Raw genomic sequence first — 24,739 nt, 5'->3', positions numbered from 1 at the left:
GAATGACCGAACAGATAGACCAGTTCTTCCGCCCTGATGGCACCTTAATCAGCATTCCCGTTAAACCAGCCAAGAAGATCGCAGTCCTTCAGTACATTGCCTCTGAACTCTCCCCTGATACCAAGTACCCGGAGAAGGAACTGAACCTAGTAATTGCCAAGTACCACGCAGACACAGCTGCACTACGCAGGCACATGATCGAGTACGGAATATTGGAGAGGGATGGGGAGAGTGTTTATTGGATGTGCGTTAACTCTTAAACATTTGGCTCGACTGGTCCTTACTGGGAAAAAAATAGCTGAGACCCTAGAGTTCTGTCATGACTGAGGAAAATAATGACCTAGCTAGCCAAGCCTGGTTTAAGAGACCCCTAAATGTCTTTTGGCTTCTACTAGCCATAGCCTCCATTGGGTTATTTGGTCCGTCATTTTTAGCGTTCAAGAAACGCCTAAAGGCCGCTAAATGGATAGCAACAATTACATTCTTAGGATTTATTGTCTCTGGACTTTTTGAAAATATTTATGCGCTTCTGGGCATTTGGCTAGTTTCATTACTGCTAAGTATTTTCCTTAAGTCAACTATTGAGGAAAAGGTTAAACAACCTAAGGTAAAAACTAAGGCGAAGGCAAAAGTAGAAGCTAAGGAGAAGGCGGAAGCGTTTGCGAAGCTGAAGGCAGAGGCGACGACAGAAATAGAAGCGAAGGTAATCGAAAAATTTGAGTCAAGGGAAAAGAAAAAAGAAGAGAAAAAAAATGAAAAATTTGAGTCAAGGGAAAAGAAAAATCAGGAGAAGCTTCCATCTACAACATTGACCTTCGGGCAATGGTTACATTACAAGAGCAAAGTTTCGCCACAAGTAAAGAAACTGGTCAGATCCTTAAAGAAAGAATTGATGTACCAAGAAAACTTGGCTAAAACGCGAGATCGCTTTAAGGATCTAATTCTTTCGATTAATCCGGATGCTCTGGGTTCGACTGCGGAACGCACCATTTTCGAAACTTCTGGATGTAGCCTTATCGAGGTTCGAAAAGGTGCACGAGTCACCCATCGCGAATCGTCTTATTCAGGCTCTAGTGGCGGCGGAAGTGTTCGTGTAGGCCGGATAAGTGTCGGTGGCGGCAGTAGCAGTGGATCGAGTTCTTCGACATCAATAAGTTACCCGGCCCCCGATGAACTCACCATGATTGATGATGGCGGTCGATTCATTATTACAAATCTAAAAGTTTCATACTCCGGCAGCATGTTTACCAAGACGACAGATTTCAAGAAAATAGTCGATTTTCAATACGATGGGCGCCAGCTACTTATCGCGCCACGCACTGGGTCTAAAGTTTGGATCACACAGTTCGAATTGCTTGAAGAACTATGGGTTGCCGCTACTTTGATCGGAGTCGCACATGAGATGGATGAAAAGCGACTTGATGCTAAGGTGGTAACAGAATACGGCGATGCCGCAACCGCAGTTAAATTCGCCTTCGAGAGAAAATTATTCGAAATTCAACTTGCTTATGAATCTTCAGCAAAAGAAATCAACTCCTTTCGCCAAAGGCATGCCGAATTTATAGAAATGTTCCCAACTAAGGTCAAGAAGTTGGATATCTAATTGACTGGAGAAGAATGGAGATGCTCCAGTTGCTTATAATTGGAAAATATTCATAGCCCTATTAATTGGCCTACTTACGCTGGACTGTCACCCTCTACAAATATGGTTCGAGCATGAAAGTCGGTCAAGGAATCGATTAAGGCTGATAGTCAGCCATAGCCTGAGACTAGAACTGTCGCTGACAAAAGATCTATTGAAAAGAATCTAGGCTAGAACTCATCTGCAAAATATTGAGCAATCTTGGATAAGTACGCTTGTTCATCCATCTTCATCACGGCCTGTATTGCTTGCTCCCAGGTAGCGCCCTTTGCTATTAACTCTAAGAAGGTGTGCATTTCTTCGATGGTGTAGTTCATATAAGTCCACTCAAGGGCAAACCAGCCAAGGGAGTATCCCAATTCATTCTTAAAGACGAAATCAGAGTCTTTCTTTAAAGTATTAAGGACAAAGACCCATTCCTCCTTTGTGTACGTAGCACCTTTTGGATAGACCTTGAGAAGTCGGCCTATTTCAAAGTTTCTGTAGGTGGTTGGATCACCCTTGGCTGAAATAGGTGCACCAAAAAGATTTGCTTGGCCTTCCATAAACCAAGGTGCGACTGTGTCTACTTTCGAAGTTGCAAAATTGTCGGCAATTAATTGCGCTTGATAGTTATGAACCGTCTCGTGATGGACAACTCCAGGTGTTGGCGCGATCTTGTAGTTACTTCCGATGAGGTTGTATTGCGCAAAAATTCCACCTTCGCGGACTCCGGTGCCGTATCCACAAAATGCTGTGGAATTCACAGAGCAATGCCCCAGTACTCCAGTGTCCTTGTTCCAAACGTTCCACGATCTACTGACCGGACTAGGGCCTTCAAATTTAGCTGTTGTTTCATACCAACAGTCCCAGTCCTTCTCGCTCATTAAGAGCCAATTAATTTTTGCTGTTGCCTTGTATACGGTTGCCCAAAAAGAATAAGCATCAATATATGCAGTTTCGGTGATGTCAGCCATGGATTTATCCACGTTAGGGCAGCGCACAAAGTTAAAGCTTGGACTGATTTTCTTATCGGCAGCCAAGTAGCGCGCATAAATATCGGAGTTCATTTTTTCGAGTGGAGTGAGATTTTTGGGTGTTGGCGTCGCTGTGGGTGTTGGGGTGCCGCCAATCGCACCAATTGGATCGCCTATTGCTGTTGGCGTGGTTGGAGTGGGCGTTGGAGTTGGTGCTGGTGCAGGCTTCTTGACCGCGACGCCTTTGTTCCAGATTAATTTCTTGCCAGATTTAATGCAGGTGTATTTGATTCCCGCTGAAGTGCTTATTTGACCGGCTTTCTTACAGGTTGTGCCGGGCTTTACTGCAGCTGTTGCGATTGGTTCAAGAGAAACCATGGCAAGAGTTACAGTCAGTAACACCAGCAGTCTCTTGCGCATATGCAAATTATGGTGGGGCTTGGAGGAAATAACCATTACCCAGTGGTCAAAAAAGTAGCCCCGCGCGACGAACTGCGGGGCCACCTGATGTGCGTACTACTGGCGGGATTCGAACCCGCAACCGCTCCTTAGTCAAAAGAGTGCTCTATCCGTTGAGCTACAGCAGTACGCAAACGGAAGGTAAGGGCATAACATCGCAAGCAAGTCGATCACTGGATAATCTGTGGACAAAAGAAAGGTGATAAACTTTTTTTACCTTAGTCAAAAGAGTGAAAATCTCTCCCGTTTAAAGACAACAGCCCCGTGGATTAATTTCTGCGGGGCTTTTGCTATGTCCATAGATTTGTCGGTAGTGGGGTTTAGGTTCATCGGTATGAGAAGTTCACCCGAATTAATCCCTTTAACTGCAGACAATCCCCTGCTGGTTAGAGAGACTTAGCCATGGGATTTTGGGCTAACTTCAAGGCAAAGCGCGCACATAAGAGTGCGCAGCGACAGTTTGAAATCGATCATGCCGATTGGGTCAGGGATATTGAAATCTTTAACGCGATCCGTGATGCTTTTGAGTTAGCAGCAAAAGGCGAGGATGCGGTCTCAAACTTAACTGTGCAAAAGAAAGATGAGATTGTTTTGTGGCGGGGGCAAGGGCAACTGCACGAGGCTGGTCGCACAGCTGGGCAATATGTTGGAGGCTCGCAAGGATTATCTATTCCTTTGTTTGCAGGGATTCGATATCGCGTTGGAGCACAGCGCGGAACATTTGTGTCGGGTGATCCGATTCAGGTTTACAAAGAGGTCGGTGATGTGGTGCTGACAACGGATCGAGTCTTGTTTAACGGCATGATGAATACCAAGGAATGGGCCTTTACTAAGTGGAATGGCGCCGCCGCATCTGAGGATGAAACTGACTACATATTTCATGTCAGCAATAGACAAAAGACTTCTGGGATTTTATTTTCGCGCGAAGATGGACGGTTGTTTAATCGCTTCTTGGCACAAGCGCTTAACTGCGAAGAAGAAGGAATTGAAGCTGTCTTTAAATCACTAGATGGCGTGCTGAAAGATTTGGCTGAGGATGAACCCAAGAAGCCGGTCTTAGCTCTACCGGCTCCTTAGATTCACCATAAAAACTAAGTTAGGCGTTAATAGCCATCCACTGCGTAACAGCTGCAACTACACAGATCAATACGCAAAAGACTCTAAAGGCACTCCATGGGTTCTTAGAACCTGCGCTGGAATAGTTTGAATTCTCATCTTGTGTATCTTTGCCAACTGCTTCGAACTGCTTGAGTTCAGTGTCGAATGAGAGAACGCTGGCAATGTTAATGATGATTACAAATGCTGAAAGAGCCATTTTTGATGCGCTATCTAGGTCAGCAAAGGCGTGGATTGCTAGTGTGCCTAAGTTTCCAAAAATAAAAGTCATGCGAGTTGTGTTAAAGCCAAGTTCAGTATTGTGAACTCTTTGTGCGTTTAGATGTTGATCCATTTTTCTGCCTCTCCATTGAAGTAGTTAAGATCTGTAAGAACAATGTTCCTCTAGGGACTTTGAGATGCTTTGGCAACACGCCCTAGGCGCTAGGCACTGTTTCTATACCTGCTTATAATCTTTTGTGTGAAGAAGATTCCTTTTGTGCGCATAGGGCTGTTAGTTGCAGTTTCGCCCATCATTGCTGCTTTCTTGTACTCACTTATCAATGGTGGCTCTATGTTTGATGAGGGCTCTGGTGGTGGGACTTATCTGTGGTTCTTGATGGCCTCTTTGCCTATAGGGCTACTGCTAATACTGGTTGGGGTAATTGTTATGGTGGTTAGACGTTTTAAAAATTAAGGCATTACCAATCCACCATCAACTGGCACAGTAATTCCTGTTACATAACTAGATGCATCACTGACTAACCAAATAAGCGTTGCTGCTAATTCTTCAGGATCTCCCAGGCGACCAGCTGGTGCAAACATCTTGATCATGTTGACCATGTCGGCAGGCAATTCATCGCTCATTTCAGATGGGAAAAATCCTGGTGCTAATGCGTTAACACGAATGTTTTTACGTCCTGTCCACTGTGCAGCAAGATCTCTTGTTAAACCGATTAATCCAGCTTTACTTGAAGCGTACGCGGCTTGTGGCAATCCCTGAGGTTTGATTCCAAGGATGCTGGAAATGTTAACAATTGCTCCGCCATTTTTGTTTGCTTTAGCAAATGCTTGGGACATCCAATATGCGCCAAACAGATTTACATCAAGGACTGATCTAAATTGTTCTGGTGTTTCATGTGTTGCAGGCACTGCGGTTCCGACTCCTGCGTTATTAACAAGAATGTCTACGCGACCAAACTCTTTGATGGCATGTGCAATTAGCGCATCGCATTGTTCTGGTTGTGTTACATCAGTTTGTAAGGATGCGAACTTTCGTCCAGCTGCTGTTACTAATGCGCCGGTGTCTGCAAGGCGTTCGACGCGGCGTGCTCCTAAGACAACATCTGCCCCTGCTTCGGCCAAGGCTTTAGCGAATGCAACCCCGAGACCTGAAGATGCCCCAGTGACCACTGCGACCTTTCCATCTAAACGAAAGCGGTCAAGAACACTCATTTTTTCTCTCCTCAAATTGGGCAACTGTGCGTAAGGTTATGGCATGGACTTCACCTTGAGCGCTAAGACAAGCGAATACGCCGCCAAACTGCAAGCCTTTATGGATACCGAAGTGTTTCCGGCAGAGGCTGTCTACGAACATCAGCGCGCACAGTTGAAAGCGGCGGGAAAGCCACACGGATTGCCGGCTGTTGTCGAAGAGCTAAAGGTAAAGGCGCGTGCGCAAGGTTTATGGAATCTGTTTTTGCCACACAGTCATGATCCGCATCATGGATTATCAGTTACTGAATATGCGACGTTGGCCGAAATCACTGGCTGGTCCCCCGAACTGGCACCCGAGGCAATCAATTGCGCAGCACCTGATACCGGCAATATGGAATTACTAGACATGTTTGCAACAGATGAACAAAAGAAAATGTGGTTGGAACCGTTGCTAGATGGTCGGATTCGATCTGCTTTTGCAATGACCGAGCCTGATGTGGCATCTAGCGATGCGCGAAATATCCAAACTTCGATTGTTAAAGATGGCGGCGACTATGTCATCAATGGCACAAAGTGGTGGACAACAGGTGCGATGGATGAACGCTGTGAAATTTTGATTGTTATGGGAAAGACAAATCCCGATGCAGATGCTTATCATCAACAATCAATGGTGCTTGTGCCAATGAATACACCTGGGGTGAAAGTCGAGCGCAACTTGTTGGTCTTAGGCTATGAAGATCAACATGGTCATGCCGAAGTTTCCTTTACAAATGTTCGCGTCCCTGTGGCAAATCTTTTGGGGCCCGAAGGTGACGGCTTTGCCTTGGCACAAGCCAGACTGGGGCCAGGACGTATTCATCACTGCATGCGCGCAATCGGAATGGCAGAGCGTGCGTTGTCATTAATGATCAAGCGATCAATTGTGCGCGAAACATTTGGAAAACAGTTAGTACAACAAGGCGTTGTTCAGGATTGGATCGCACAAGCTCGTATTGATATCGAGCAAGCACGTCTGCTGGTGTTAAAGGCTGCGTGGATGATCGACACCGTGGGCGCAAAGGGTGCTCGCAAAGAAATTGCTGCGATAAAGGTTGCGGTGCCACAAATGGCACAACGCGTTATTGATAATGCAATACAAGCTCATGGTGGCGCTGGTGTTTGCCAAGATACTCCGCTGGCATCAATGTATGCGGGCATTCGCACATTGCGCATTGTCGATGGACCAGATGAGGTTCACATTCGCGACATTGCACGTTTAGAAATCAAACCTTATTTGTCATGAATGATGTAACCGCGGTCCGCGAAGAGGATCGTTTTGATGTTGCAGCCATGCATAAATGGCTTAGTGCTTTCGTTCCGGAAACTGATGTGCCAGAAGTCATGCAGTTTCGTAGCGGTGCATCTAATCTGACATATTTGTTGAAATATCCTGGGCGCGAATTAGTGTTACGCAGGCCGCCAGTTGGTACCAAGGCTGTCTCTGCTCATGACATGAAGCGTGAGTATTTGATTCAATCCAGATTGCAATCCGTGTATTCCTTAGTGCCCGCAATGATTGCATTATGTGAAGATCATTCTGTGATGGGCTCTGATTTTTATGTGATGGAACGAGTTGTTGGACAGATTTTCCGCCGAGATATCGCCCAAGAAATCACCGCGCAAGATATCGAGGTTATGGCTGATTCATTGATCAATGGCTTGGTGCAATTACATGCCGTTGATTCGACAATTTTGGCCGAGTTAAACAAAGGCAAAGGTTATGCAGCGCGCCAGGTCGAAGGCTGGTCAAAGCGATATCGCAACGCATTAACTGATGATGTGCCAAATGGTGAAAAGGTTATGGCCTGGTTAGATGCTAATAAACCAGAAGATGTTGATTCCTGCATTATTCATGGTGATTGGCGCATCGATAACGTTGTTTTTGATTTGGAACACGGCCGCATTGCCGGTGTTTTAGATTGGGAGCTCGCAACTGTTGGTGATCCGCTCATGGATTTGGGATCAGCCCTTGCCTATTGGGTTGACCGAGATGACGAACCAGCATTTGCATCACTGCGCAGACAACCAAGTCATTTACCTGGGATGCCTACCCGTGAACAATTTGTCGCTAGATATCTGCAGTTAAGTGGACGCAAGTGCGATGACTTTACATTTTATGAAGTCTTTGGACTTTTTAGATTAGCGGTAATTATTCAGCAGATCTGGGCACGCTATCGTGCGGGGCAAACAACTAATCCAGCATTTGCTGGCTTTGGCGACGCGGTTAATACTTTGGTCAACCGAGCAGAAGGAAAGATCGCATGAGAGCTGGACAGATAACCGTGTCAACGCGCGCCTTTGCAGTTGTTGATGTGCCAACACCTGATGCTGGTGCGGGACAGGTGCGCATCAAAGTTGCAGCTGCGGGTGTGTGTTTATCGGATGTGCATTTGCTCGAAGGCATCTTGTCCCCCGGCTATCTTGATGGTGATCAGGTGACATTAGGACATGAAGTCGCAGGTGTTATTGATCAAGTGGGCGCAGGTGTGACAACAAGTGCTGTTGGAGATCGCGTTGTTGTGATTGCTGGCCAGCGCAATGCGTCCCAACAGATAACCACCATGGGTTTTGATTACAACGGTGGTTGGGCTGAATACGTTGTAACAAACGCCCAACTAGTTGCACCTATCCCCGACTCGTTGCCTTTTGAACAAGCAGCAATTATTCCTGATGCGGTGTCAACGCCGTGGGCTGCAATTTCATCTACTGCCAAGATGCAGGCAGGTGAAACTGCGGTGGTATTTGGTGTGGGCGGATTAGGAATCCACGCGGTTCAATTGTTAAAGATTGTTGGCTGCAGCAAGGTCATTGCTATTGATCCTCGCGAAGATGCACGGGCTAACGCTTTGGCTCGGGGGGCGGACTTTGCTTTCGCACCAGATGATCCTGAAATCAAAAAGCACCGTGGGTTAAATGCCGCCTTTGATTTTGCTGGTGTGACACCTGTTCGCAAGCAGGCGTTGTCATTACTGGGCGAACAAGGTCGGCTAGTGATTATTGGTATTGCTAACGAGCCAATTGTGATTCCTAATGACATGGCCTTTACCTACATGCGCACACAAATCATGGGACATTACGGATCTGAGGATCATCATGTGCGCGAATTAATTGAGTTTGCGCGCCAAGGGAAATTAGATTTGTCTCAATCAGTTACTGAGGTAATGCCCTTAGAAAAAGCTGCAGAGGCGTTAGATAGGTTGGCCAACAAAGTTGGCAACCCGATTCGTATTGTTCTAAAGCCCTAGCTCAGCCAACTTTTCTGTGACTTGCTTGGCAGATGGGTTAGTCATTGCCGCGCCATCACTAAAGACCAGCGTGGGTACGGTGCGATTGCCACCATTTACCTTTTCAACAATCTCTGCTGTTCCAGGGACTTCTTCAATATTGATCTCTTCAAAGGTGACGCCAAGATCTGCCAATTGAGATTTAAGGCGCCTGCAGTAACCGCACCAGGTTGTTGAGTACATAACAAATGACATTGGCTTCACTTTCTATTGCACGTTCGGAAAGTTTAGTTGCTAAAGACAATTCCTGCTATCCACAGTTTTATCAGCGACATCAATTCTCGTCACCTCTACGCCTTACTTTGCACTCGCCTGAATCTTTATCTCACATCATTAAGCACGCCGCCAGCGGTTCTTATTGATTTCCAGACTCCCGTTTGGAATAGAGAAAAGGAGTGCAAATGAATGAATCTAAATGATGTTGCGACGCTTTGCGTTGCAATAGCCAATCTCATACTGCGTGTATGGGAGATGCGAAGGAAACGTCGGGATGAATCCGACGAAACCGATCAGTTGGACGACTGAGTTCGTATAAGGCAGTTGGGTCGGGATTGGCACCCCGGCTCAACTTCATTAATTAAAGCATACTTGTGTGTCACGCACAGTCACTTTAACCAAAAGGAAAAGCCCCGCAGAATTATCTCTGTGGGGCTTTGCCTTTAAATCTTTAGGAAATCAGGGTTGATGCAAATATCTGCCAAGCTAGCGCTGATTTAGCGACTAGAGACAGGGTTATGTAAGTCTTCTCACCACGAAGGTAATCAGACCATTTGCCAACCTTTTTGTATTGCAGATACTGAACGATTGCAAAGACATTGAACAAAACAAAGAGTGAGATGACGATACCAAGCACAAATGCTGGCGCAGTGGTATCAGCGATGCCACCTATTGAAAGAACATAAAACACAAGCCCAATCCACGGCACCATGCCGGCGATACAACCAAAGATAAATGGAAGCCAGCCACCGTTTCCAGGGGTTTCATATTTTTCTTGCAGCCAACCGAACAAAATCATGGATGCGTTAACACCAAAGATCGCAATTATTGCCGTGACATCTGTGACTCCAACGATCAGCGAAATCAGGACGATCATCACTGAAGAGCTGATGGAGTATTCGACCCAACGGAAATAGTTTCTGTTGTGAGTTAATCCGGTGCTGTAACGATCAAAAAATTGTGGTGATGCGACCAAGAAATGGAAGAAGGCAGACAAACCAAGGAAGAGAGCAACGGTTAGACCTACTGGGGCATCTAGCAAGGTAATTGGTTCGGCAAATGTTGTTCCGGGTGGGCCTGACATATAGCGGGCCACGATCGGCAGGGTGAAATCATTGGCAAGTGCCAGCACCGCAGCCATTTGGGCTAAGTGGAAAAAACCAGTGACTAAGTTATAGCGGCGGATTGTGGATGTGTTGATTGGTTTGCTCATGCCTAAAGGATATCCGCAGGCATGGTTTTAAGAGTTCTTTAAGGCGACAGCCACGGAGAAATCACCAAAAATTTCATATCGCTAAACACATTGGTACGGGTAGGCTTTATTTAAAGAACTTTCCTGCTGCTTTGATTTGGAGGCCTACACAATGCCGATTTGGATGTGGCTCGCTGCTTCAGGTGCATTATTGGTGATCGAGATAATGACCGTTGATTTATTGTTTGCATCTCTATCATTTTCCGCGTTGCTTGCCGCTGGTGCCAATGCTCTTGGATATGGAGTTGTAGTCCAAGGTGTTGTCTTTGGTGTCGGAGCAGCTGGTTCATTGCTGTTCTTGAGGCCAATTGCATTGCGACATTTGAAAAAGAAATCTTCCGATCAAGCGACAAACGTTGAAGCGTTGATTGGAGCACCCGCCATTACTCTTTCTGTGGTTGATGAAAATAGTGGTTTAGTAAAGCTCAGCGGAGAAACATGGAGCGCTCATAGCACTAGGGGCGTTATAGAAGTTGGTTCGCAGGTCGAAGTTGTAGCCATCGAAGGCGCAACAGCAGTTGTTAAGCGAAAGGGGTAGGTGAAGATGGTCAACTATGGAATTCTAGTTTTACTCATAGTCATATTTGGAGCGGTCTTATCCAGGGCGATACGAATTATTCCGCAAGCTAGTGCTGGAATTGTCGAGCGTCTTGGCCGATATCACCGCACTTTAGGCGCAGGTCTAGTCATCGTCATTCCATTTATTGATCGATTGCGACCATTGCTGGATATGCGCGAAAGAGTTGTATCCTTCCCGCCACAGCCAGTCATTACTGAAGATAACTTAGTTGTATCAATCGATACTGTTATTTACTTTCAAGTAACAAACCCAAAATCAGCAATCTATGAAATTGAAAACTTTATTCAGGGTATTGAACAGTTAACTGTTACAACACTTCGAAATGTTGTTGGTGGTCTGGATTTAGAAGCTGCTCTGACATCACGTGATTCAATCAATGCTGCACTTCGCGGTGTTCTAGATGATGCAACCGGCAAGTGGGGCGTGCGCGTTAATCGTGTAGAAATCAAGGCAATTGATCCACCTCCAAGTGTTCAGGAGTCAATGGAAAAGCAGATGCGTGCAGAGCGCGATAAGCGTGCTGCGATCTTGACCGCTGAAGGTGAAAAGCAAAGTCAGATTCTTACCGCCGAAGGTGCGCGTCAAGCAGAAATCTTGCGTGCAGAAGGTGATGCGCAAGCTGCTGTCTTGCGTGCCGATGGTGAAGCTGCTGCGATCAAGTTAGTTTTTGATGCAGTGCATGCAGCAAATCCTGATGAAAAGGTATTGGCATATCAGTACTTGCAACAGCTTCCTGCGATTGCAAATGGAAATGCCAGCAAGATTTGGGTAATTCCTGCCGAACTAAGCGGTGGAATTGAACAGATTATGAAGGCTTTTAAACCTAAGTAGCCCGTTTTTGAAATTAACCCTTATGTAAGTCCATGTGACTTAGGTAAGGGTTAATTTTATTTCGTCGCCATCTACTAATTGTTGATCAGGCATGCCCTTTAATACGTGCACTTTTGCATCCCCCACTACTACCCAGTGCTCATCTCCACTGCGCTTAACAATGGCGGTCATTTCATCAACGCCAATAAGTATCGAATCATCAGGAACATGCAGCAAAACCTTGGCCGCACTTTCGGGGATCCATTTAAAAAATTTGTTGAAATGCGGGATCACGCGAATCTCTGGCAGCAGATTTAGGCCTGCTGTTGGTGATTTTTTCAGCATTCGAAAGTTAGGAATATGGGCGCTTAAAACCATTGCGCCTGCACTGCAGCCAGCAAGGGATGTTCCGGTACGCCAGTTCTGTTCAATTGCGCTCCACAGTGGTGTGCCCATCAGGGTTTCTGCCAAATAGTGCGGGTCTCCCCCAGACATATAGATCAACGCTGAATTATGAATCAGCGTTGCGTATTCAGGGTTGTTGGCATCTTCGCGGGTAAAGATCGGCAAAAATATTGAGTCAACACCTAAACGATCTGCTTGGGTTTTTCCTAATTGTTTCCAGTACTCAAGTCGATCAGCACTTTCTTTACCGGCAGCGGTTGGGATTTGAATATAGATGGGTCGCTTACCGTTTTTGATTCCATCATCCATTAAAGACTTTTCGAACTGTGCCATCGCGGGCAAATACTCGCCAGAGCCAATGAGGGCGAGCGATCCATTCATGTGGGGAAGTCTAGGTGTTAAAGGCTTAGCCGGCGGTGCTCACATAATCTTTAAGCGCCTGGCGCTCAGAATCAATTTCGCTGACGTAGTTTTTGACCACATCGCCAATAGAAACAATTGAGATCAGGTTGCCCGCGGCATCGACAACTGGCACGTGGCGGATTCGAAGTTGGGTCATCATCGACATTAGCTCTGCAATGGTTGAATCTGCTGTGCAGCTGTGAACATCTACAGTCATGATGTCTCGGACATGCATTCCTACTAGTTGATCTAATTTGCCAGGCATAGCGCGCACTACATCTCGCTCTGAAACAATCCCATCAATTTTCTTACCGTCTGCAGAAACAACTAACGCTCCGACGTGGTGAGTGTTGAGTGCATTGACCAAATCATGGACGCTTGCACTTGCCGAAATAGTTTCAACTTTCTTACCTGCAATGATGCTGCTGATCTTCATGGACTCCCCCTGCCCTAGTAGGTGAAGCAATAGTGCGCTTCTGACAGGTGGAAATCAATAGGTGCGAAGTGAATTAGTGAAGTAGAACCCAGATGCCAGCGCCAATGAGCGCTACCGCGGTGATAATTGATTTCTTGGTACCCAAGCGTTGAGGCAAACCTTCAATGCCACTTACTTGATCCTGCTTCATATCCTTAATGACATTTATAAAATGTGCTGCCATTCCAAATAATGCACCACCTAACCACATCCATACAGGTGGGTTTATGTCTTTTGAAATCGCAATTGATGATGGAAGTGCTGCAAAGGCAATGGCATACGGCAAAGGTGAAAGAACTGAGAACTTGAAGTAGAAGTTATAGGCAACACCGCATGCGATGCCCAACATGTAGACAAGGCCACCTTTGATTCCAAGTGGTCCTAAAAGGTTTGCAACAAATGAAAATGGAACCATAAAGCGCAACCACTTCATTAGGTATTGTGGCGTGATTAAACCTGATACAAGTGGTTTCTTGATGCGGCTATGGGCAAGGTCATCTTTATAGTCATACAGATCATTGCTCCAGCCAACAACTAACTGGCCGGTTGCAACTGTAAATGCAATTACATAGGCCGGGCCTTCCCACCAGTAATACGTGCCAAAGCCAAAGGCAATCGCAGTAACGATCAGGGTTGGTCCAAAGTGGCACGCCTGTTTTAACCCGCGCAGCCTATTCATGGCTCTAGTCTAACTAATCGAAGCGTTAGAATGAGGCTATGGATCTCGACAAGGTAATTCTGTATTACGGCTTCGCGCCGATTACAGATACTGCTGCCGTAAAGCTGTGGCAAAAGACTTTGTGTGAATCCCTTGGTATCAAAGGTCGCATCATTGTTTCGCCCCACGGTATTAACGGGACTTTGGGTGGAAAGATGGAAGATCTTAAGAAGTATGTAAAGGCAACAAAGGCATACCCAGGGTTTAAAAAGATTGATTTCAAATGGTCTGATGGCACAGGACAAGATTTTCCTAAGTTAAAGATCAAGATTCGTCCAGAGCTTGTGGCTTTTGGCAATCCCGGCGAAATCACAGTTGATGAGAACGGTGTTGTTGGCGGCGGAGTTCATTTGCGTCCAGAAGAGGTCAACAAGTTGGTTGAAGAACGCGGTGATGAGGTCTTTTTCTTTGATGGCCGAAATGCATTTGAAGCCAAAGTTGGCAAATTCAAAGATGCTGTTGTGCCAGATGTTGAAACATCACATGATTTTGTAGCAGAGATTGAAAGTGGCAAGTACGACCACATGAAAGATAAGCCGATTGTTACATACTGCACCGGTGGAATTCGCTGTGAAATCTTGTCTGTTGTTATGAAAAACCGTGGTTTCAAAGAGGTGTATCAAATCAAGGGTGGCATCGTGCGATACGGCAACAAATTTGGCGATGATGGTTTGTGGGAAGGCTCTTTGTATACCTTTGATGATCGCCTAACTATTGATTTTAGTGATCACACCAAGCTAATTGGCGAATGCGCTGAATGCAGCAACAAGACAAAGCAGTTTAGAAATTGCCAGAAGGCTGAATGCCATCAGTTAGTTCTGTTGTGTGATCCTTGTTATGACACTCATACAGAGCGCCCTTGTAATCACGAACGTGAAGTAAAGCGCAACCGCGAACTAATTGGTTAGCCGTTAGTCCTTCGTACCCAGCGCCAGTGATACAAATACAACGGTAACGCTATCGCGACCGTTGAAAATGAAGTGAAGATGCTCTTTATGGCCCGAATCTGATTAGCATCTTCTTGCTGAGCTAATAATTCTGCAGATGGTGCATTTTCTGGCTTTGTATAAACATCAATATATGCAGGATCTGGGAACACTGCATTCATGATCGAGTTGATTAGTGCAACTGTAGAGAACAAAACAACTAGCAAAGTAATCAAACACACTGCGTACAAATACAGCGAACGCCAATCCACGCGATCGTTGCGAACTTCAGTAACGGGTGCCGCCGCACGCTTTGCGACTGACTTCTTTGCGACTGGCTTCTTTGCAACCGCTTTCTTCGCTGTAGCCATTGTTTTCTCCCTAGTTTGTTATGTCCTTATCTTCCCACAACCATTGAAGTAGACTGGGGATGTGATCATTCAATCCACCTCTGCGGTTGTAGCTGCTCAACTAGTTGGGCACACATGGATTGAAGTATCTGAGAATCTGATTCGCTCGGTAAATACCGGTGTTCATCCCCAGCCAGATCAACTGATCGATGGTGTTTTGATACCTGGATTTGTTGATATTCATTGCCACGGTGGTGGCGGTAAGTACTTTTCGGCACTAACACCCGGAGAAATTCATTCTGTTATTGAAACTCATCGCGGACATGGCACAACCACATTATTTGCATCCTTAGTGAGTGAACCAATTGAAACTCTCACAGCTCAAATACAACGCTTAAAGCCTTTTGTAGAATCTGGCCAGATTGCAGGGGTTCATCTAGAAGGACCGTACTTGTCTCATGCCAAGTGCGGGGCTCATGATCCACTGCTGTTGGTAAATCCAGATCTTGCTGAAATCAAAGAGTTGCTACAGGTGGCAGATGGTGCGATCTCGATGATCACCATTGCCCCTGAACTACCTGGGGCTATCGATGCGATTAAGCACTTAACCGCGGCAGGTGTCACTGTAGCCCTAGGACATACCGATGGAGATTTTGGAAATGCCGCAGCAGGAACAAATGCTGGGGCCACCGTTATTACACACTTCATGAATGCCATGGATAAAGGATTAAATGAGCGATCCTTTGCTTCCTTTGTAATTGCCGATGAACGCTTAACAGTTGAATTAATTCTAGATGGCCACCATGTGCCATTTAAAACTGCGAAAGAAATATATGCTGCGGTAGGCAACAGAACAATCTTTGTAACTGATGCAATGGCTGCTGCCGGTGCAACAGATGGTAATTACACAATCGGCAAGCTGCCGGTGATCGTTAAAGACAGAATTGCACGACTGGAATCAAATGGCTCATTGGCCGGCAGTACGTTGACGATGGAAGTGATTTTCCAAAACTCAATCCAAGAATTAGGGCTTTCAATACCAGAAGCGGTAGCTGCAACATCAACTCGAGCTGCACAGCGAATGGGTTTAACTGATCGCGGAGAAATTGCTGTTGGCAAGCGGGCTGATTTGCTGAGTTACAACTTAGACAGTAGATCAATAACTCTGATTAATTCGTAAGAGTTACCTTAGATAATCCAACGGGTGCATCTGGGTCATAGCCCGAAGCAACTGCGAATTCCAAAGCAAAGCGTTGCAAAACCATCGCATCAACCAAGGTCGAAGCAATCTCATCATCACAGTTAGATCCAGCAAGAACGATGTCATTGCCTTCAGGTGTACCACCATTGCCTATCCAAAAAATTCGGCTGCTTGTCTTTCGAATTTTAGTTGTTGCCTCAGTTATTGACGTTGCAGGCATATGGGCAGGAGCCACTATGAATACTTGGGTATCTGGCGTTAAGGCAGAGATAGGTCCGTGTAGATAATCTGCAGTTGATAACCCTTGTACAGATATCTTGCATGTTTCCTGAACCTTTAAAGCTGCTTCACGTGCGTTGGGGTATGCAAAGCCACGCCCAAGAATTACTACTTCTCTGTCACGAGATACTTCGGAGACCGCTATTGATACTAAATCTTGTGTGGCTGAAATTCGGTTAGCTTCGCTGATTATTTGTGCGCCATTGACCCTTTTACCAGTCCAACTCGCAACTAATAAGTATGAAATCAACAACTGCGCGTTATAAGACTTGGTTGCAGCAACTGCTAATTCAGGACCAGCAAGAAGTGGAAAATGATTGTGAGCAACTTGTGCCAATGGTGATGCATCATCGTTGGTCATAGAAATGAGATAGGCACCGGCTTGGCGCGCAGCAGTTGCAAACTTTACTAAGTCCGGAGACTGTCCACTTTGGCTAATTGCAACAACCAGAGTTTTTGAGTACTTGAGTTTTGCGTCGTAGACAGTCACAGATGAAGGTGAAGTCAGTCCAACAGGTAAGCCAATCTGAGTTTCGATTAAGTACTTTAAATAATGGGCGGCGTTATCAGATGTGCCGCGGGCCAAGATCAATACAGATTGAATCTCTTCTTCTTTTAAAACATTCTTTACAGAATCAAAAGCTTGTGTGTTATCCAGAATTGCAGTGAAAACCTTTGGGGTTTCCGCAATCTCAGATGCCATAATCGCGCCCAAATTGCTCATGTGACTATCTTTCCACACTCCTTCAAGTATCCTTCACGTTATGGCCAACAATAAAGTGCTAGCTGTCGATCTAGGCCAGTCTGGATGCCGTATCAGACAGGGTGATTTTGAAATCTCTACCGACCGCGGCAAATTAGCCGGCGAAATGCCGGTTCCTGCACTTCGCGCAGTATTTGAATCTGTGCAGAATTTGTCCGCTGATGTTGTTTCCTTGTCATGTACTGGCTTCAACGGAATTGTCGTGGAACCAGAAAAGTATGCGGCGTTATGTGCCGAATTCTTTGGTGCACAAAAAGTTGCTGTAATTGACGATGGCTTAGCAGGGTTTGTTGGAGCACTAAATGGTCGAGATGGCGTTGTTTTATCAATTGGTGGCGGAGTCGTATCTGTTGGTGGGCGCGAAGGACACTACGCACACCGCGATGGATTAGGTAGCACCTTTGGTGATGAAGGTGGCGGTTTCTGGCTTGGAAAATTAGCAATTACAAAAGCCTTAGGTCTGCGTCAAGGACGTGGTGATGATCCCGAAATGCTTGAATACTTTGCCCCCGAGTGTGAATTTTATGATGGATTGTCAGTTAAGAATGGAACTGATGCTGCAACATTTGCGATCAAAACTGCTCAGAAAGTTCTGGATGCAGCAGATGCAGGAGTTTCGACAGCTACAGCAATTGTTGATGAAGGAGCATTTTTACTTGCACAAACAGTTGTGGCCACCTGGTACGGATGCGGTGGTACCAAAGCTGATTCTCCAGAGATAGTTATACAAGGTGGGCCTGCACGCAACGCGACGTACGCAACAAAGATTGCTTTAGAAATCAATGCCAAGTTACCAAATGCTGTAGTTGTTGAATCAGCTGGCGACAATTTAGATGGAGCTACTTGGATAGCCAACAATATGCATGAGGATGCTCCACCATTAATGCTGTGGGCGAATAATTAACTGTTAGAGCAGGCCAAACTCACTAGCTTTTGCAGTTAATTCCGCGCGCACAGATGGATGTGCAGCATTTTTAATGATGTTTATGGCCTGATCAGTTTGGCTGTGACCAAAGCATGCCGCCACTCCTTGTTCGGTAACAACATACGAATGCTGAAAATGTGTGACGTTTGCTTGCAACCTAGGCACGATTGTCGAAACATCTGCTTTGGGATGCCACGAAGGCAAGGCCACAAATGATTGACCGCCGCGGCTATGAAGGGCTCCAACAATGAAATCTGTTGATCCACCAAAGCCGCTATAGATTTTTCCGCGAACATGACTGGCATTTGCCTGATCAAATAAATCTACTTCTAGTGCGCTATTTATCGATGTCATTTTGGCTTGGCGCGCAATTTGGCTTGGATCATTGGTCCGTTCTGTGCGAAGCATACGAACCTTCTTGTTTAAATCTAGCCATTGATACAGCTCTTGGCTGCCAAAAATAAAGGAGGCGGTGATCAGAATTTCATCATCCAATGTTCCAGCCTTGGACAGTTCCAAAACCCCATCGGAAAACATTTCAGTCCAGATGCGCAATCCTTTGCGCTGTTTGAGCGCCAGCAACACTGCATCCGGCACTCCCCCTATACCTAGTTGAAGTGTTGAATTATCTTCAACTAGCGCTGCAATTCGGCTACCGATTTCGGCTTGAATATCTGTAATTTGCGTAAGTGGCTTTTCTTGCAATGGCTCATCTACTTCAACTAAGTAATCAATCTCGCTGTCATAAATCTGTGAATCTCCGTAGGTGTAGGGCATCTGCTTATTAGATTGCGCAATAACCAATCCCCCATGTGCACGTGCAGTTTCGATGGCACGTGGCAAAATATTGACTTCGGTACCAAGGCTTACTGTGTCAAAGCGTTGTTGGGATGTATGAATAAAGACAACATCTGGTCGATAAAAATTACGGATCAAAACGGGTAGCAAAGAAAGCCGTGAAGGGATGTATTGCAGTCGTGGATGGTTGCGCATCGCTGGTCCAACAAAGGCGGTCTCATAGGTGACACCTTCGCGATCTGGAATCCCAGTCCCGTGAGCATTGAGCATGTGTAATTTGAATTCAGGAATTACTTCATCGGCAATTGCTAACAATGTTTGGGGTGAAGAAAAGTTGCCCGAGGCAATAATCCGTGGGTTGCTCGGTAGATTCGCGAGAATGCTCTTTAGTTGTTCTGTATTGATTACTCGCATACAGGCAATCTACTCTTTGAAGTAAAACAAAAATCTCTCTTCCCGCACATTTGCTGTGTGAGAAGAGAGATATCAGTGGTAGCCCCGAAGGGATTCGAACCCTCGTAGCTGACTTGAGAAGCCAGAGTCCTAGGCCGCTAGACGACGGGGCCACAATCCCATTGAAGGGAAAGATTTCCTAGAACGATATTTGGTCAAACATATTAAGTTGTACTTCGGTACTGCGCTGGGGTACCAGGACTCGAACCTAGACTTACTGAACCAGAATCAGCAGGGCTGCCAATTACCCCATACCCCAAGGTCGTTAGGCCTTGTATTGCAAGTGCAAAGAATACCAGCGGATTTATAGTGCCAATCCCGCGTTAATACGCAGTAAACAGGCCTCTTTACCCAATAACTCCATTGATTCAAATAGTGGTGGCGAAATCGTGCTGCCGGTGGTTGCAATACGCAAAGCGGTAAATGCAATTCGAGGCTTTAGTGCCATTTCTTCGATCAAGGATGCACGCAGAACCGCTTCAATGTTTTCATGGTTCCACACAGATACAGTTTCGAGCTCTTTCACTGAACGCGTTAAAATTGCTTTAGAGCCATCATCTGTAATCTTTGCAACAGAATCAGCATCTACCGCGAAACTCTTTGTAAACAAGAACTTGAGCATCTTTGGAACTTCATTGAGCATGATGATTCGCTCTTGAATCAATGGCAAAGCCTTCTTTACCAATTCAATTTCTGCATCTGTACCAGTTATGACATTAGCTTTAGTCAAAAACGGTAACGACCACTTTAGAAATTCATCTAACGTTAAAGCACGGATTTTGTCACCGTTGATTGCTTCTAGCTTTTTCATATCAAATCGTGCAGGTGAGCTATGTACCTTTTCAACGGTAAACATCTCGGTCAACTGTTTCATAGTGATGTTTTCAACATCATCTCCTGGCGACCAACCAAGTAATGCCAGATAGTTACAGATTGCCTCTGGCAAGAAGCCCATCTCGCGATACCAGGCGATTGATACTTCACCATTTCGCTTCGAAAGTTTTGCATTGTCCTGACCCATAACAAAGGGAAGGTGGGCAAATACTGGGTAATCAGCAGGTGCAACACCCATTGCCTGATACACGCGAATCTGACGTGGAGTTGAGGACAACAAATCTTCTCCGCGCAATACGTGCGTGACCTTCATGAGCACGTCATCTACGGCAACAGCTAATGTGTATAGCGGTGAACCATCGGCGCGAACCAAAACAAAGTCCGGAACAAAGTTGTGATCAAATGAAACATCTCCGCGAATTAAATCGTTAAAGGTTGTGCTGCCATCTGGCATACGCATGCGGACTACGGCCCCACGGCCTTCGGCCTTGTATGCGGCGATTTGATCTGCCGTTAAGTCGCGGCAATGTCCGTTATAGCCAGGTGCAACATTGGCTTTACGTTGTGCTTCGCGTACCGCTTCTAACTCATCTGGTGAGCAGTAGCAGTGATAAGCATCTTTTTGATCAAGAAACTTTTGTGCCCAGGTTGCGTAAATATCTAAACGTTGTGATTGCAGATAAGGACCGTTGTCGCCACCAACTTCTGGGCCTTCATCCCAGTCAAGACCAAGCCACTTCAGAGTATCTATGGCTGCGTTGATGTACTCATCTGTTACGCGGGTTGTGTCGGTATCTTCGATACGAAATAGGAATGTTCCACCTGTGTGACGGGCGTAGGCCCAATCAAATAAAGCGGTACGAATGTTTCCAACGTGCAAATCACCTGTTGGTGATGGAGCAAAGCGAACCTTAACCCGGTTTGTAGAATTTAACTGCGCCATTACTGTGCACTCACCTTGTTAGTTAGTTCGCCGAGTCCTTCAATAGCCATGGTTGCCTTTTCGCCAGCGACCATCGGGCCAATGCCTGCAGGCGTTCCGGTCAAAATAATGTCACCTGGAAGCAATGTCATAACTCGTGAAACAAAGTTAATAATTGTTGGAACATCAAAGATCATGTCGCTGATCTGGGCTGATTGCTTTACTTCTCCTGCAATGGTTGCGGTGATCTTTTGGGTGCCAGGAACAAAATCTGTATCTACCCATGGGCCAATTGGACAGAATGTGTCAAAACTCTTGGCACGGGTCCACTGCCCATCTTTCTTTTGCAAATCTCGGGCTGTCACATCGTTTGCAATTGTGTAGCCAAAGATCACATCGTTGACTCGCTCCTTAGGAACATCTTTGCAAATTCGTCCAATAACAATGGCCAGCTCTGCTTCGTGATCAATGCGCTCTGACATTTCTGGCCACACAATTGTGTCGTTAGGGCCAATGACAGATGTGTTGGGCTTTAAGAAAATAATTGGTTCATCAGGTACTACCCCACCCATTTCGGCGGCGTGATCTGCATAGTTCTTACCTACGCATACAACTTTTGATCTAGGAATAATTGGTGCCAGCAAGCGAACTTTGTTGAGTTCGATAGTTGCGGCGGTCTTTTGGATTCCAGAATAGATCGGATCACCGCTAATGATGCTGATAACGCCATCATCTTCAAGGACGCCAAATAGTGGATCTTGGCCTAAACCAGCATCTGGACCAGGGGTGAATCGAACGATACGCATGAGCGCATTCTATCGTTACTCAGCGTCCTCAATCTCTTCAACAAGGCGCTCAACAAGAACAGATGAAATTCGGCGACGACGCCCCTGTGGACGCTCTGATGTAATCGAGAAGCCATGCCAGGAAATTGTGGATCCGGCGATTGGAACACGACCAAGCTTTTGCGCCATTAATCCGCCGATGCTGTCGATATCTTCAAACTCATCTTTTTCAATCTCAATCTTTAGCGCATCGGCTAAATCTTCGATATGCAGAGATGCCTTTGCGCGACCTTTGTCAGGACTGAGCCAGATGAATTCTTCTTCACCATCATCAAACTCATCTTCGATTTCGCCAACAATTTCTTCAATAATGTCTTCGATGGTGATGATTCCAGCAGTGCCACCGTATTCATCGACAACAATTGCAAGGTGAATCTGGTTCTTTTGCATCTCTTTCAAGAGATCATCAGCCATCTTAATTTCAGGTACAAAGTTGGCTGGGCGCATCAACTGTTCAATCTTTTCAGTGTGCTCAGCCTCGTGATGGTCAAGTGCGCGCTTTGCTAAATCTTTTACATAAACGATTCCTACGATGTTGTCGATGCCATCGCCAATTACCGGGATACGGGAATATCCACTTCGAAGTGCCAGTGACAAACCTTGACGCAGACTCTTGTCTTTTTCTACCCACACCATGTCAGTACGAGGAACCATTAATTCGCGAACCAAGGTGTCGCCTAGTTCGAACACTGAGTGAATCATTTCGTGCTCGCCAGATTCCACAAGGCCACGCTCGTGTGCTTGATCAACAAGATCTCGAAGTTCGGCTTCAGATGTAAAGGGTCCTGATCTAAATCCCTTACCTGGAGTCAAAGCATTTCCAACCGCGATCAGAAGTTTTGTAACCGGGCCTAACAAGAATGCCAATCCGTAGGCAACAATGATTCCGTATCGTGCATATTTATGTGGCTGTTGCTTACCTAGTGTGCGAGGGCCAACGCCAACCACAACATATGAAAGTACAACCATGATCGCAACCGTTAAAGCCATCGCCTGCGCGCTTGAATAATTGCGCAGCAAAATAACAGCTAATAAGACCGTTGCAGTAAATTCGCAGAGCTTTCGAACAAGCAAAATTACATTCAGATATCTGGCAGGTTGAGCGGTGTATTTGCGCAACAGCGCCGTCCCGCGCTTGCCTTCGATCTCTTCGATGACAACTCGAGAAATGGAGGTCAATGCAGATTCAGAGGCAGCTAAGAATCCTGCAAAAACAAGCAGGACAATGATGCTGACTATCGCCATGGGGCTCATAAACCTTTCTGCCAATCTCTTACGATTTTTTCTTGCAGGTCAAACATCACTTTTTCCTCTGCCTTATCTGCGTGGTCGTAGCCAAGTATGTGCAATAAACCATGCGTAGCCAAAATGAAAATCTCGTGTTCGATTGAATGACCCTGTGATTTGGCCTGCTGTGCTGCAACAACTGGACTGATCACAATATCGCCAAGAGTTACTGCCTCCCCTGGTGTTTCAGGCATGTCCATCGGAAATGAAAGCACATCAGTTGTGCCGGGCTCATCCATCCACTTGATATGAAGTTCGGTCATGTAATCATCATCAACAAAGGACACATTAATTTCACACTCGGGGTTTAGCTGCAGCTCTAACAAGGCAAAAGTAAGTAGCGAGTTTATTTCAGTGGCCGGAACTAACTGCCCTGAAGTGTTTATTACTTCAATCGTCATTGTTGGCGGATTTGTCGCAATGCTTGGCGTTGCTCATCAAACTTGTCATAAGCCTTAACAATGTCGCCAATTAAGCGGTGACGCACCACATCTTCAGCTGTTAACTCCATAAATGCGATGTCATCAATATCTTTCAAGATATCTCGAACAATCTTTAAGCCAGAATTTTGTCCATTAGGAAGATCAATTTGTGTCACATCGCCTGTGACAACCATCTTTGAGCCAAAGCCCAGGCGAGTTAAAAACATCTTCATTTGTTCGGGTGTGGTGTTTTGGGCCTCATCCAAGATGATAAATGCATCATTTAAAGTGCGACCGCGCATGTATGCCAATGGTGCAACCTCGATGATTCCTGATTGCATTAAGCGCGGAATCGAATCAATATCGATCATGTCATGCAACGCATCAAATAATGGGCGCAGGTATGGGTCAATCTTTTCGCTTAACGTGCCGGGCAAGAAACCTAAACTTTCACCAGCTTCTACAGCGGGCCGAGTTAACACAATTTTGTTGATTTTCTTTGCTTGCAATGCGGCAACTGCCATTGCCATCGCAAGATAGGTCTTACCGGTACCAGCAGGGCCAATACCAAATGTGATTGTGTGATCTTCGATCGCATCAACATAACGCTTTTGATTGGCGGTCTTTGGGCGGATGGTGCGACCACGATTACTGACAATATTGAGTGACATAACCTCTGCTGGGTGATCGATAGGTTCGTGTTCCAGCATTTCGATGGCACGGTTAACCGCATCAACATTAAGAATATTTCCGCTGCGAATTACAACCATCATCTCGTTGAACAAATTTTCTAACCGTGCGCAATCAATGTGCGGGCCGCGCAAAGTAATTTCGTTGCCGCGAACTGTGATGTTTACAGAAGGGAATGCCGCTTCTATAACTCTTAAATTGTCATCATGCGGACCCACAACAGCAACCATTGAAATGGCGTTAGGTACGGTGATCAGCGTTCGCTCCATATAAG

Annotated in this window: 28 protein-coding genes and 3 tRNA genes; 12 read left to right on the top strand and 19 right to left on the bottom strand. The window is 45.8% G+C overall.

Annotation, left to right across the window (positions count from 1 at the left end):
* Positions 1-2 precede the first annotated feature (2 nt).
* Both AC9UGD_RS01960 and AC9UGD_RS01955 read left to right on the top strand, forming a co-directional pair.
* The gene (locus AC9UGD_RS01960) at positions 3-260 is read left to right on the top strand and encodes a DUF2087 domain-containing protein (protein ID WP_509568781.1); all 258 of its coding nucleotides are present in this window, start codon (positions 3-5) and stop codon (positions 258-260) included.
* Positions 261-319: 59 nt separating this feature from the next.
* Positions 320-1,603, top strand: coding sequence for a hypothetical protein (locus AC9UGD_RS01955; RefSeq protein WP_509568778.1), 1,284 nt, complete (start codon positions 320-322; stop codon positions 1,601-1,603).
* Between the two features lie 209 nt (positions 1,604-1,812).
* On the opposite strand, the gene AC9UGD_RS01950 is transcribed toward AC9UGD_RS01955, so the two are convergent.
* Positions 1,813-3,018: a hypothetical protein gene (locus tag AC9UGD_RS01950; protein WP_509568775.1), complete on the bottom strand. Its 1,206-nt coding sequence runs from the start codon at positions 3,016-3,018 to the stop codon at positions 1,813-1,815.
* Positions 3,019-3,112: 94 nt separating this feature from the next.
* Positions 3,113-3,185: transfer RNA gene (locus AC9UGD_RS01945), tRNA-Val, on the bottom strand.
* Between the two features lie 274 nt (positions 3,186-3,459).
* Between AC9UGD_RS01945 and AC9UGD_RS01940 the strand changes: the two genes are divergently transcribed.
* Positions 3,460-4,134 (top strand): hypothetical protein, encoded by a 675-nt coding sequence (locus AC9UGD_RS01940; RefSeq protein WP_509568772.1) that lies wholly within the window; start codon positions 3,460-3,462, stop codon positions 4,132-4,134.
* A 19-nt stretch (positions 4,135-4,153) separates the two neighbouring features.
* Here AC9UGD_RS01940 and AC9UGD_RS01935 read toward each other — a convergent pair whose 3' ends face one another.
* Positions 4,154-4,507 (bottom strand): hypothetical protein, encoded by a 354-nt coding sequence (locus tag AC9UGD_RS01935; protein WP_509568770.1) that lies wholly within the window; start codon positions 4,505-4,507, stop codon positions 4,154-4,156.
* Between the two features lie 126 nt (positions 4,508-4,633).
* Between AC9UGD_RS01935 and AC9UGD_RS01930 the strand changes: the two genes are divergently transcribed.
* Positions 4,634-4,849, top strand: coding sequence for a hypothetical protein (locus tag AC9UGD_RS01930; RefSeq protein WP_509568767.1), 216 nt, complete (start codon positions 4,634-4,636; stop codon positions 4,847-4,849).
* On the opposite strand, the gene AC9UGD_RS01925 is transcribed toward AC9UGD_RS01930, so the two are convergent.
* Complete coding sequence (locus AC9UGD_RS01925; protein WP_509568764.1) at positions 4,846-5,607, bottom strand: SDR family NAD(P)-dependent oxidoreductase; 762 nt, start codon at positions 5,605-5,607, stop codon at positions 4,846-4,848. The genes AC9UGD_RS01930 and AC9UGD_RS01925 overlap by 4 nt on opposite strands.
* A gap of 43 nt (positions 5,608-5,650) precedes the next feature.
* Here AC9UGD_RS01925 and AC9UGD_RS01920 point away from each other — a divergent pair, with 43 nt between their 5' ends.
* From AC9UGD_RS01920 to AC9UGD_RS01910, 3 genes are read left to right on the top strand one after another with little or no spacing between them, the layout of a single operon-like run.
* Positions 5,651-6,871 carry an acyl-CoA dehydrogenase family protein gene (locus tag AC9UGD_RS01920; protein WP_509568761.1) on the top strand — a complete coding sequence of 407 codons (1,221 nt, stop codon included), beginning with the start codon at positions 5,651-5,653 and terminating at the stop codon, positions 6,869-6,871.
* Positions 6,868-7,893: a phosphotransferase family protein gene (locus AC9UGD_RS01915; protein WP_509568758.1), complete on the top strand. Its 1,026-nt coding sequence runs from the start codon at positions 6,868-6,870 to the stop codon at positions 7,891-7,893. The genes AC9UGD_RS01920 and AC9UGD_RS01915 overlap by 4 nt, the downstream gene beginning before the upstream one ends.
* A complete protein-coding gene (locus AC9UGD_RS01910) occupies positions 7,890-8,873 on the top strand; it encodes a zinc-binding dehydrogenase (RefSeq protein WP_509568755.1) in 984 nt (327 codons plus the stop codon). The genes AC9UGD_RS01915 and AC9UGD_RS01910 overlap by 4 nt, the downstream gene beginning before the upstream one ends.
* Here the strand turns inward: AC9UGD_RS01910 and AC9UGD_RS01905 are convergent.
* Positions 8,862-9,107 (bottom strand): mycoredoxin, encoded by a 246-nt coding sequence (locus AC9UGD_RS01905; protein WP_509568752.1) that lies wholly within the window; start codon positions 9,105-9,107, stop codon positions 8,862-8,864. The genes AC9UGD_RS01910 and AC9UGD_RS01905 overlap by 12 nt on opposite strands.
* Before the next feature lie 472 nt (positions 9,108-9,579).
* The gene (gene heR, locus AC9UGD_RS01900) at positions 9,580-10,341 is read right to left on the bottom strand and encodes a heliorhodopsin HeR (RefSeq protein WP_509568749.1); all 762 of its coding nucleotides are present in this window, start codon (positions 10,339-10,341) and stop codon (positions 9,580-9,582) included.
* Between the two features lie 151 nt (positions 10,342-10,492).
* On the opposite strand from heR, the gene AC9UGD_RS01895 reads away from it, so the two are divergent.
* Both AC9UGD_RS01895 and AC9UGD_RS01890 read left to right on the top strand, forming a co-directional pair.
* A complete protein-coding gene (locus tag AC9UGD_RS01895; RefSeq protein ID WP_509568747.1) occupies positions 10,493-10,918 on the top strand; it encodes an NfeD family protein in 426 nt (141 codons plus the stop codon).
* Between the two features lie 6 nt (positions 10,919-10,924).
* Positions 10,925-11,791, top strand: coding sequence for an SPFH domain-containing protein (locus AC9UGD_RS01890; RefSeq protein WP_509568744.1), 867 nt, complete (start codon positions 10,925-10,927; stop codon positions 11,789-11,791).
* A 39-nt stretch (positions 11,792-11,830) separates the two neighbouring features.
* Here the strand turns inward: AC9UGD_RS01890 and AC9UGD_RS01885 are convergent, their stop codons facing one another.
* The 3 genes from AC9UGD_RS01885 to AC9UGD_RS01875 all read right to left on the bottom strand — a co-directional run bounded on the left by AC9UGD_RS01885 (position 11,831) and on the right by AC9UGD_RS01875 (position 13,731).
* On the bottom strand, positions 11,831-12,556 hold the full coding sequence (locus AC9UGD_RS01885; RefSeq protein ID WP_509568741.1) for a Type 1 glutamine amidotransferase-like domain-containing protein: 726 nt from the start codon (positions 12,554-12,556) through the stop codon (positions 11,831-11,833).
* Positions 12,557-12,581: 25 nt separating this feature from the next.
* Positions 12,582-13,013 carry a CBS domain-containing protein gene (locus AC9UGD_RS01880; protein ID WP_509568738.1) on the bottom strand — a complete coding sequence of 144 codons (432 nt, stop codon included), beginning with the start codon at positions 13,011-13,013 and terminating at the stop codon, positions 12,582-12,584.
* A 73-nt stretch (positions 13,014-13,086) separates the two neighbouring features.
* A complete protein-coding gene (locus AC9UGD_RS01875; protein WP_509568735.1) occupies positions 13,087-13,731 on the bottom strand; it encodes a UbiA family prenyltransferase in 645 nt (214 codons plus the stop codon).
* Between the two features lie 38 nt (positions 13,732-13,769).
* On the opposite strand from AC9UGD_RS01875, the gene trhO reads away from it, so the two are divergent.
* Positions 13,770-14,678, top strand: a complete 909-nt coding sequence (gene trhO, locus AC9UGD_RS01870) for an oxygen-dependent tRNA uridine(34) hydroxylase TrhO (protein WP_509568732.1) — start codon at positions 13,770-13,772, stop codon at positions 14,676-14,678.
* Here the strand turns inward: trhO and AC9UGD_RS01865 are convergent.
* A complete protein-coding gene (locus AC9UGD_RS01865; protein WP_509568729.1) occupies positions 14,675-15,067 on the bottom strand; it encodes a hypothetical protein in 393 nt (130 codons plus the stop codon). The two genes, trhO and AC9UGD_RS01865, sit on opposite strands and share 4 nt — an antisense overlap.
* A 61-nt stretch (positions 15,068-15,128) precedes the next feature.
* Here AC9UGD_RS01865 and AC9UGD_RS01860 point away from each other — a divergent pair, with 61 nt between their 5' ends.
* Positions 15,129-16,226, top strand: coding sequence for an N-acetylglucosamine-6-phosphate deacetylase (locus tag AC9UGD_RS01860; protein WP_509568726.1), 1,098 nt, complete (start codon positions 15,129-15,131; stop codon positions 16,224-16,226).
* Here AC9UGD_RS01860 and AC9UGD_RS01855 read toward each other — a convergent pair.
* Complete coding sequence (locus tag AC9UGD_RS01855; RefSeq protein WP_509568723.1) at positions 16,216-17,250, bottom strand: SIS domain-containing protein; 1,035 nt, start codon at positions 17,248-17,250, stop codon at positions 16,216-16,218. The genes AC9UGD_RS01860 and AC9UGD_RS01855 overlap by 11 nt on opposite strands.
* Before the next feature lie 40 nt (positions 17,251-17,290).
* On the opposite strand from AC9UGD_RS01855, the gene AC9UGD_RS01850 reads away from it, so the two are divergent.
* Positions 17,291-18,193, top strand: coding sequence for a BadF/BadG/BcrA/BcrD ATPase family protein (locus tag AC9UGD_RS01850; RefSeq protein ID WP_509568720.1), 903 nt, complete (start codon positions 17,291-17,293; stop codon positions 18,191-18,193).
* Between the two features lie 3 nt (positions 18,194-18,196).
* Here AC9UGD_RS01850 and AC9UGD_RS01845 read toward each other — a convergent pair whose 3' ends face one another.
* The 8 genes from AC9UGD_RS01845 to AC9UGD_RS01810 all read right to left on the bottom strand — a co-directional run bounded on the left by AC9UGD_RS01845 (position 18,197) and on the right by AC9UGD_RS01810 (position 24,734).
* Entirely contained in the window at positions 18,197-19,426 is a 1,230-nt protein-coding gene (locus AC9UGD_RS01845; protein ID WP_509568718.1) for an acetyl-CoA hydrolase/transferase family protein, read from the bottom strand.
* A 76-nt stretch (positions 19,427-19,502) separates the two neighbouring features.
* Positions 19,503-19,578, bottom strand: a tRNA-Glu gene (locus AC9UGD_RS01840).
* A gap of 74 nt (positions 19,579-19,652) precedes the next feature.
* Positions 19,653-19,724 (bottom strand) — tRNA-Gln (locus tag AC9UGD_RS01835).
* 45 nt (positions 19,725-19,769) lie between these two features.
* Positions 19,770-21,242 (bottom strand): glutamate--tRNA ligase, encoded by a 1,473-nt coding sequence (gltX, locus tag AC9UGD_RS01830; protein ID WP_509568715.1) that lies wholly within the window; start codon positions 21,240-21,242, stop codon positions 19,770-19,772.
* Positions 21,242-22,027, bottom strand: a complete 786-nt coding sequence (locus AC9UGD_RS01825) for a fumarylacetoacetate hydrolase family protein (protein WP_509568713.1) — start codon at positions 22,025-22,027, stop codon at positions 21,242-21,244. The genes gltX and AC9UGD_RS01825 overlap by 1 nt, the downstream gene beginning before the upstream one ends.
* Positions 22,028-22,042: 15 nt before the next feature.
* Entirely contained in the window at positions 22,043-23,320 is a 1,278-nt protein-coding gene (locus AC9UGD_RS01820) for a hemolysin family protein (protein ID WP_509568710.1), read from the bottom strand.
* Positions 23,317-23,754 (bottom strand): rRNA maturation RNase YbeY, encoded by a 438-nt coding sequence (ybeY, locus tag AC9UGD_RS01815; protein ID WP_509568706.1) that lies wholly within the window; start codon positions 23,752-23,754, stop codon positions 23,317-23,319. The genes AC9UGD_RS01820 and ybeY overlap by 4 nt, the downstream gene beginning before the upstream one ends.
* On the bottom strand, positions 23,751-24,734 hold the full coding sequence (locus AC9UGD_RS01810; protein WP_509568703.1) for a PhoH family protein: 984 nt from the start codon (positions 24,732-24,734) through the stop codon (positions 23,751-23,753). Before AC9UGD_RS01810 ends, ybeY begins: the two co-directional genes overlap by 4 nt.
* Positions 24,735-24,739: the final 5 nt, after the last annotated feature.

The sequence above is a fragment of the Candidatus Planktophila sp. genome (assembly GCF_044232745.1).
GTDB lineage: Bacteria > Actinomycetota > Actinomycetes > Nanopelagicales > Nanopelagicaceae > Planktophila.
Note: the sequence above shows the minus strand (reverse complement) of the source record. Positions and strands in the feature narration are given on the sequence as shown.

What these genes read in the sequence shown, in the direction of transcription:
- AC9UGD_RS01895 (WP_509568747.1), top strand. Translation starts at nt 10,493, where the DNA reads ATGCCGATTTGGATGTGGCTCGCTGCTTCAGGTGCATTATTGGTGATC.
- AC9UGD_RS01875 (WP_509568735.1), bottom strand. Translation starts at nt 13,731, where the DNA reads ATGAATAGGCTGCGCGGGTTAAAACAGGCGTGCCACTTTGGACCAACC.
- AC9UGD_RS01890 (WP_509568744.1), top strand. Translation starts at nt 10,925, where the DNA reads ATGGTCAACTATGGAATTCTAGTTTTACTCATAGTCATATTTGGAGCG.
- AC9UGD_RS01940 (WP_509568772.1), top strand. Translation starts at nt 3,460, where the DNA reads ATGGGATTTTGGGCTAACTTCAAGGCAAAGCGCGCACATAAGAGTGCG.
- gltX (WP_509568715.1), bottom strand. Translation starts at nt 21,242, where the DNA reads ATGGCGCAGTTAAATTCTACAAACCGGGTTAAGGTTCGCTTTGCTCCA.
- AC9UGD_RS01885 (WP_509568741.1), bottom strand. Translation starts at nt 12,556, where the DNA reads ATGAATGGATCGCTCGCCCTCATTGGCTCTGGCGAGTATTTGCCCGCG.
- AC9UGD_RS01880 (WP_509568738.1), bottom strand. Translation starts at nt 13,013, where the DNA reads ATGAAGATCAGCAGCATCATTGCAGGTAAGAAAGTTGAAACTATTTCG.
- AC9UGD_RS01950 (WP_509568775.1), bottom strand. Translation starts at nt 3,018, where the DNA reads ATGCGCAAGAGACTGCTGGTGTTACTGACTGTAACTCTTGCCATGGTT.
- AC9UGD_RS01910 (WP_509568755.1), top strand. Translation starts at nt 7,890, where the DNA reads ATGAGAGCTGGACAGATAACCGTGTCAACGCGCGCCTTTGCAGTTGTT.
- AC9UGD_RS01850 (WP_509568720.1), top strand. Translation starts at nt 17,291, where the DNA reads ATGGCCAACAATAAAGTGCTAGCTGTCGATCTAGGCCAGTCTGGATGC.
- AC9UGD_RS01905 (WP_509568752.1), bottom strand. Translation starts at nt 9,107, where the DNA reads ATGTCATTTGTTATGTACTCAACAACCTGGTGCGGTTACTGCAGGCGC.
- ybeY (WP_509568706.1), bottom strand. Translation starts at nt 23,754, where the DNA reads ATGACGATTGAAGTAATAAACACTTCAGGGCAGTTAGTTCCGGCCACT.
- AC9UGD_RS01810 (WP_509568703.1), bottom strand. Translation starts at nt 24,734, where the DNA reads ATGGAGCGAACGCTGATCACCGTACCTAACGCCATTTCAATGGTTGCT.
- AC9UGD_RS01825 (WP_509568713.1), bottom strand. Translation starts at nt 22,027, where the DNA reads ATGCGTATCGTTCGATTCACCCCTGGTCCAGATGCTGGTTTAGGCCAA.
- AC9UGD_RS01820 (WP_509568710.1), bottom strand. Translation starts at nt 23,320, where the DNA reads ATGAGCCCCATGGCGATAGTCAGCATCATTGTCCTGCTTGTTTTTGCA.
- AC9UGD_RS01855 (WP_509568723.1), bottom strand. Translation starts at nt 17,250, where the DNA reads ATGAGCAATTTGGGCGCGATTATGGCATCTGAGATTGCGGAAACCCCA.
- AC9UGD_RS01915 (WP_509568758.1), top strand. Translation starts at nt 6,868, where the DNA reads ATGAATGATGTAACCGCGGTCCGCGAAGAGGATCGTTTTGATGTTGCA.
- AC9UGD_RS01865 (WP_509568729.1), bottom strand. Translation starts at nt 15,067, where the DNA reads ATGGCTACAGCGAAGAAAGCGGTTGCAAAGAAGCCAGTCGCAAAGAAG.
- AC9UGD_RS01935 (WP_509568770.1), bottom strand. Translation starts at nt 4,507, where the DNA reads ATGGATCAACATCTAAACGCACAAAGAGTTCACAATACTGAACTTGGC.
- AC9UGD_RS01920 (WP_509568761.1), top strand. Translation starts at nt 5,651, where the DNA reads ATGGACTTCACCTTGAGCGCTAAGACAAGCGAATACGCCGCCAAACTG.
- trhO (WP_509568732.1), top strand. Translation starts at nt 13,770, where the DNA reads ATGGATCTCGACAAGGTAATTCTGTATTACGGCTTCGCGCCGATTACA.
- AC9UGD_RS01925 (WP_509568764.1), bottom strand. Translation starts at nt 5,607, where the DNA reads ATGAGTGTTCTTGACCGCTTTCGTTTAGATGGAAAGGTCGCAGTGGTC.
- heR (WP_509568749.1), bottom strand. Translation starts at nt 10,341, where the DNA reads ATGAGCAAACCAATCAACACATCCACAATCCGCCGCTATAACTTAGTC.
- AC9UGD_RS01960 (WP_509568781.1), top strand. Translation starts at nt 3, where the DNA reads ATGACCGAACAGATAGACCAGTTCTTCCGCCCTGATGGCACCTTAATC.
- AC9UGD_RS01955 (WP_509568778.1), top strand. Translation starts at nt 320, where the DNA reads ATGACTGAGGAAAATAATGACCTAGCTAGCCAAGCCTGGTTTAAGAGA.
- AC9UGD_RS01845 (WP_509568718.1), bottom strand. Translation starts at nt 19,426, where the DNA reads ATGCGAGTAATCAATACAGAACAACTAAAGAGCATTCTCGCGAATCTA.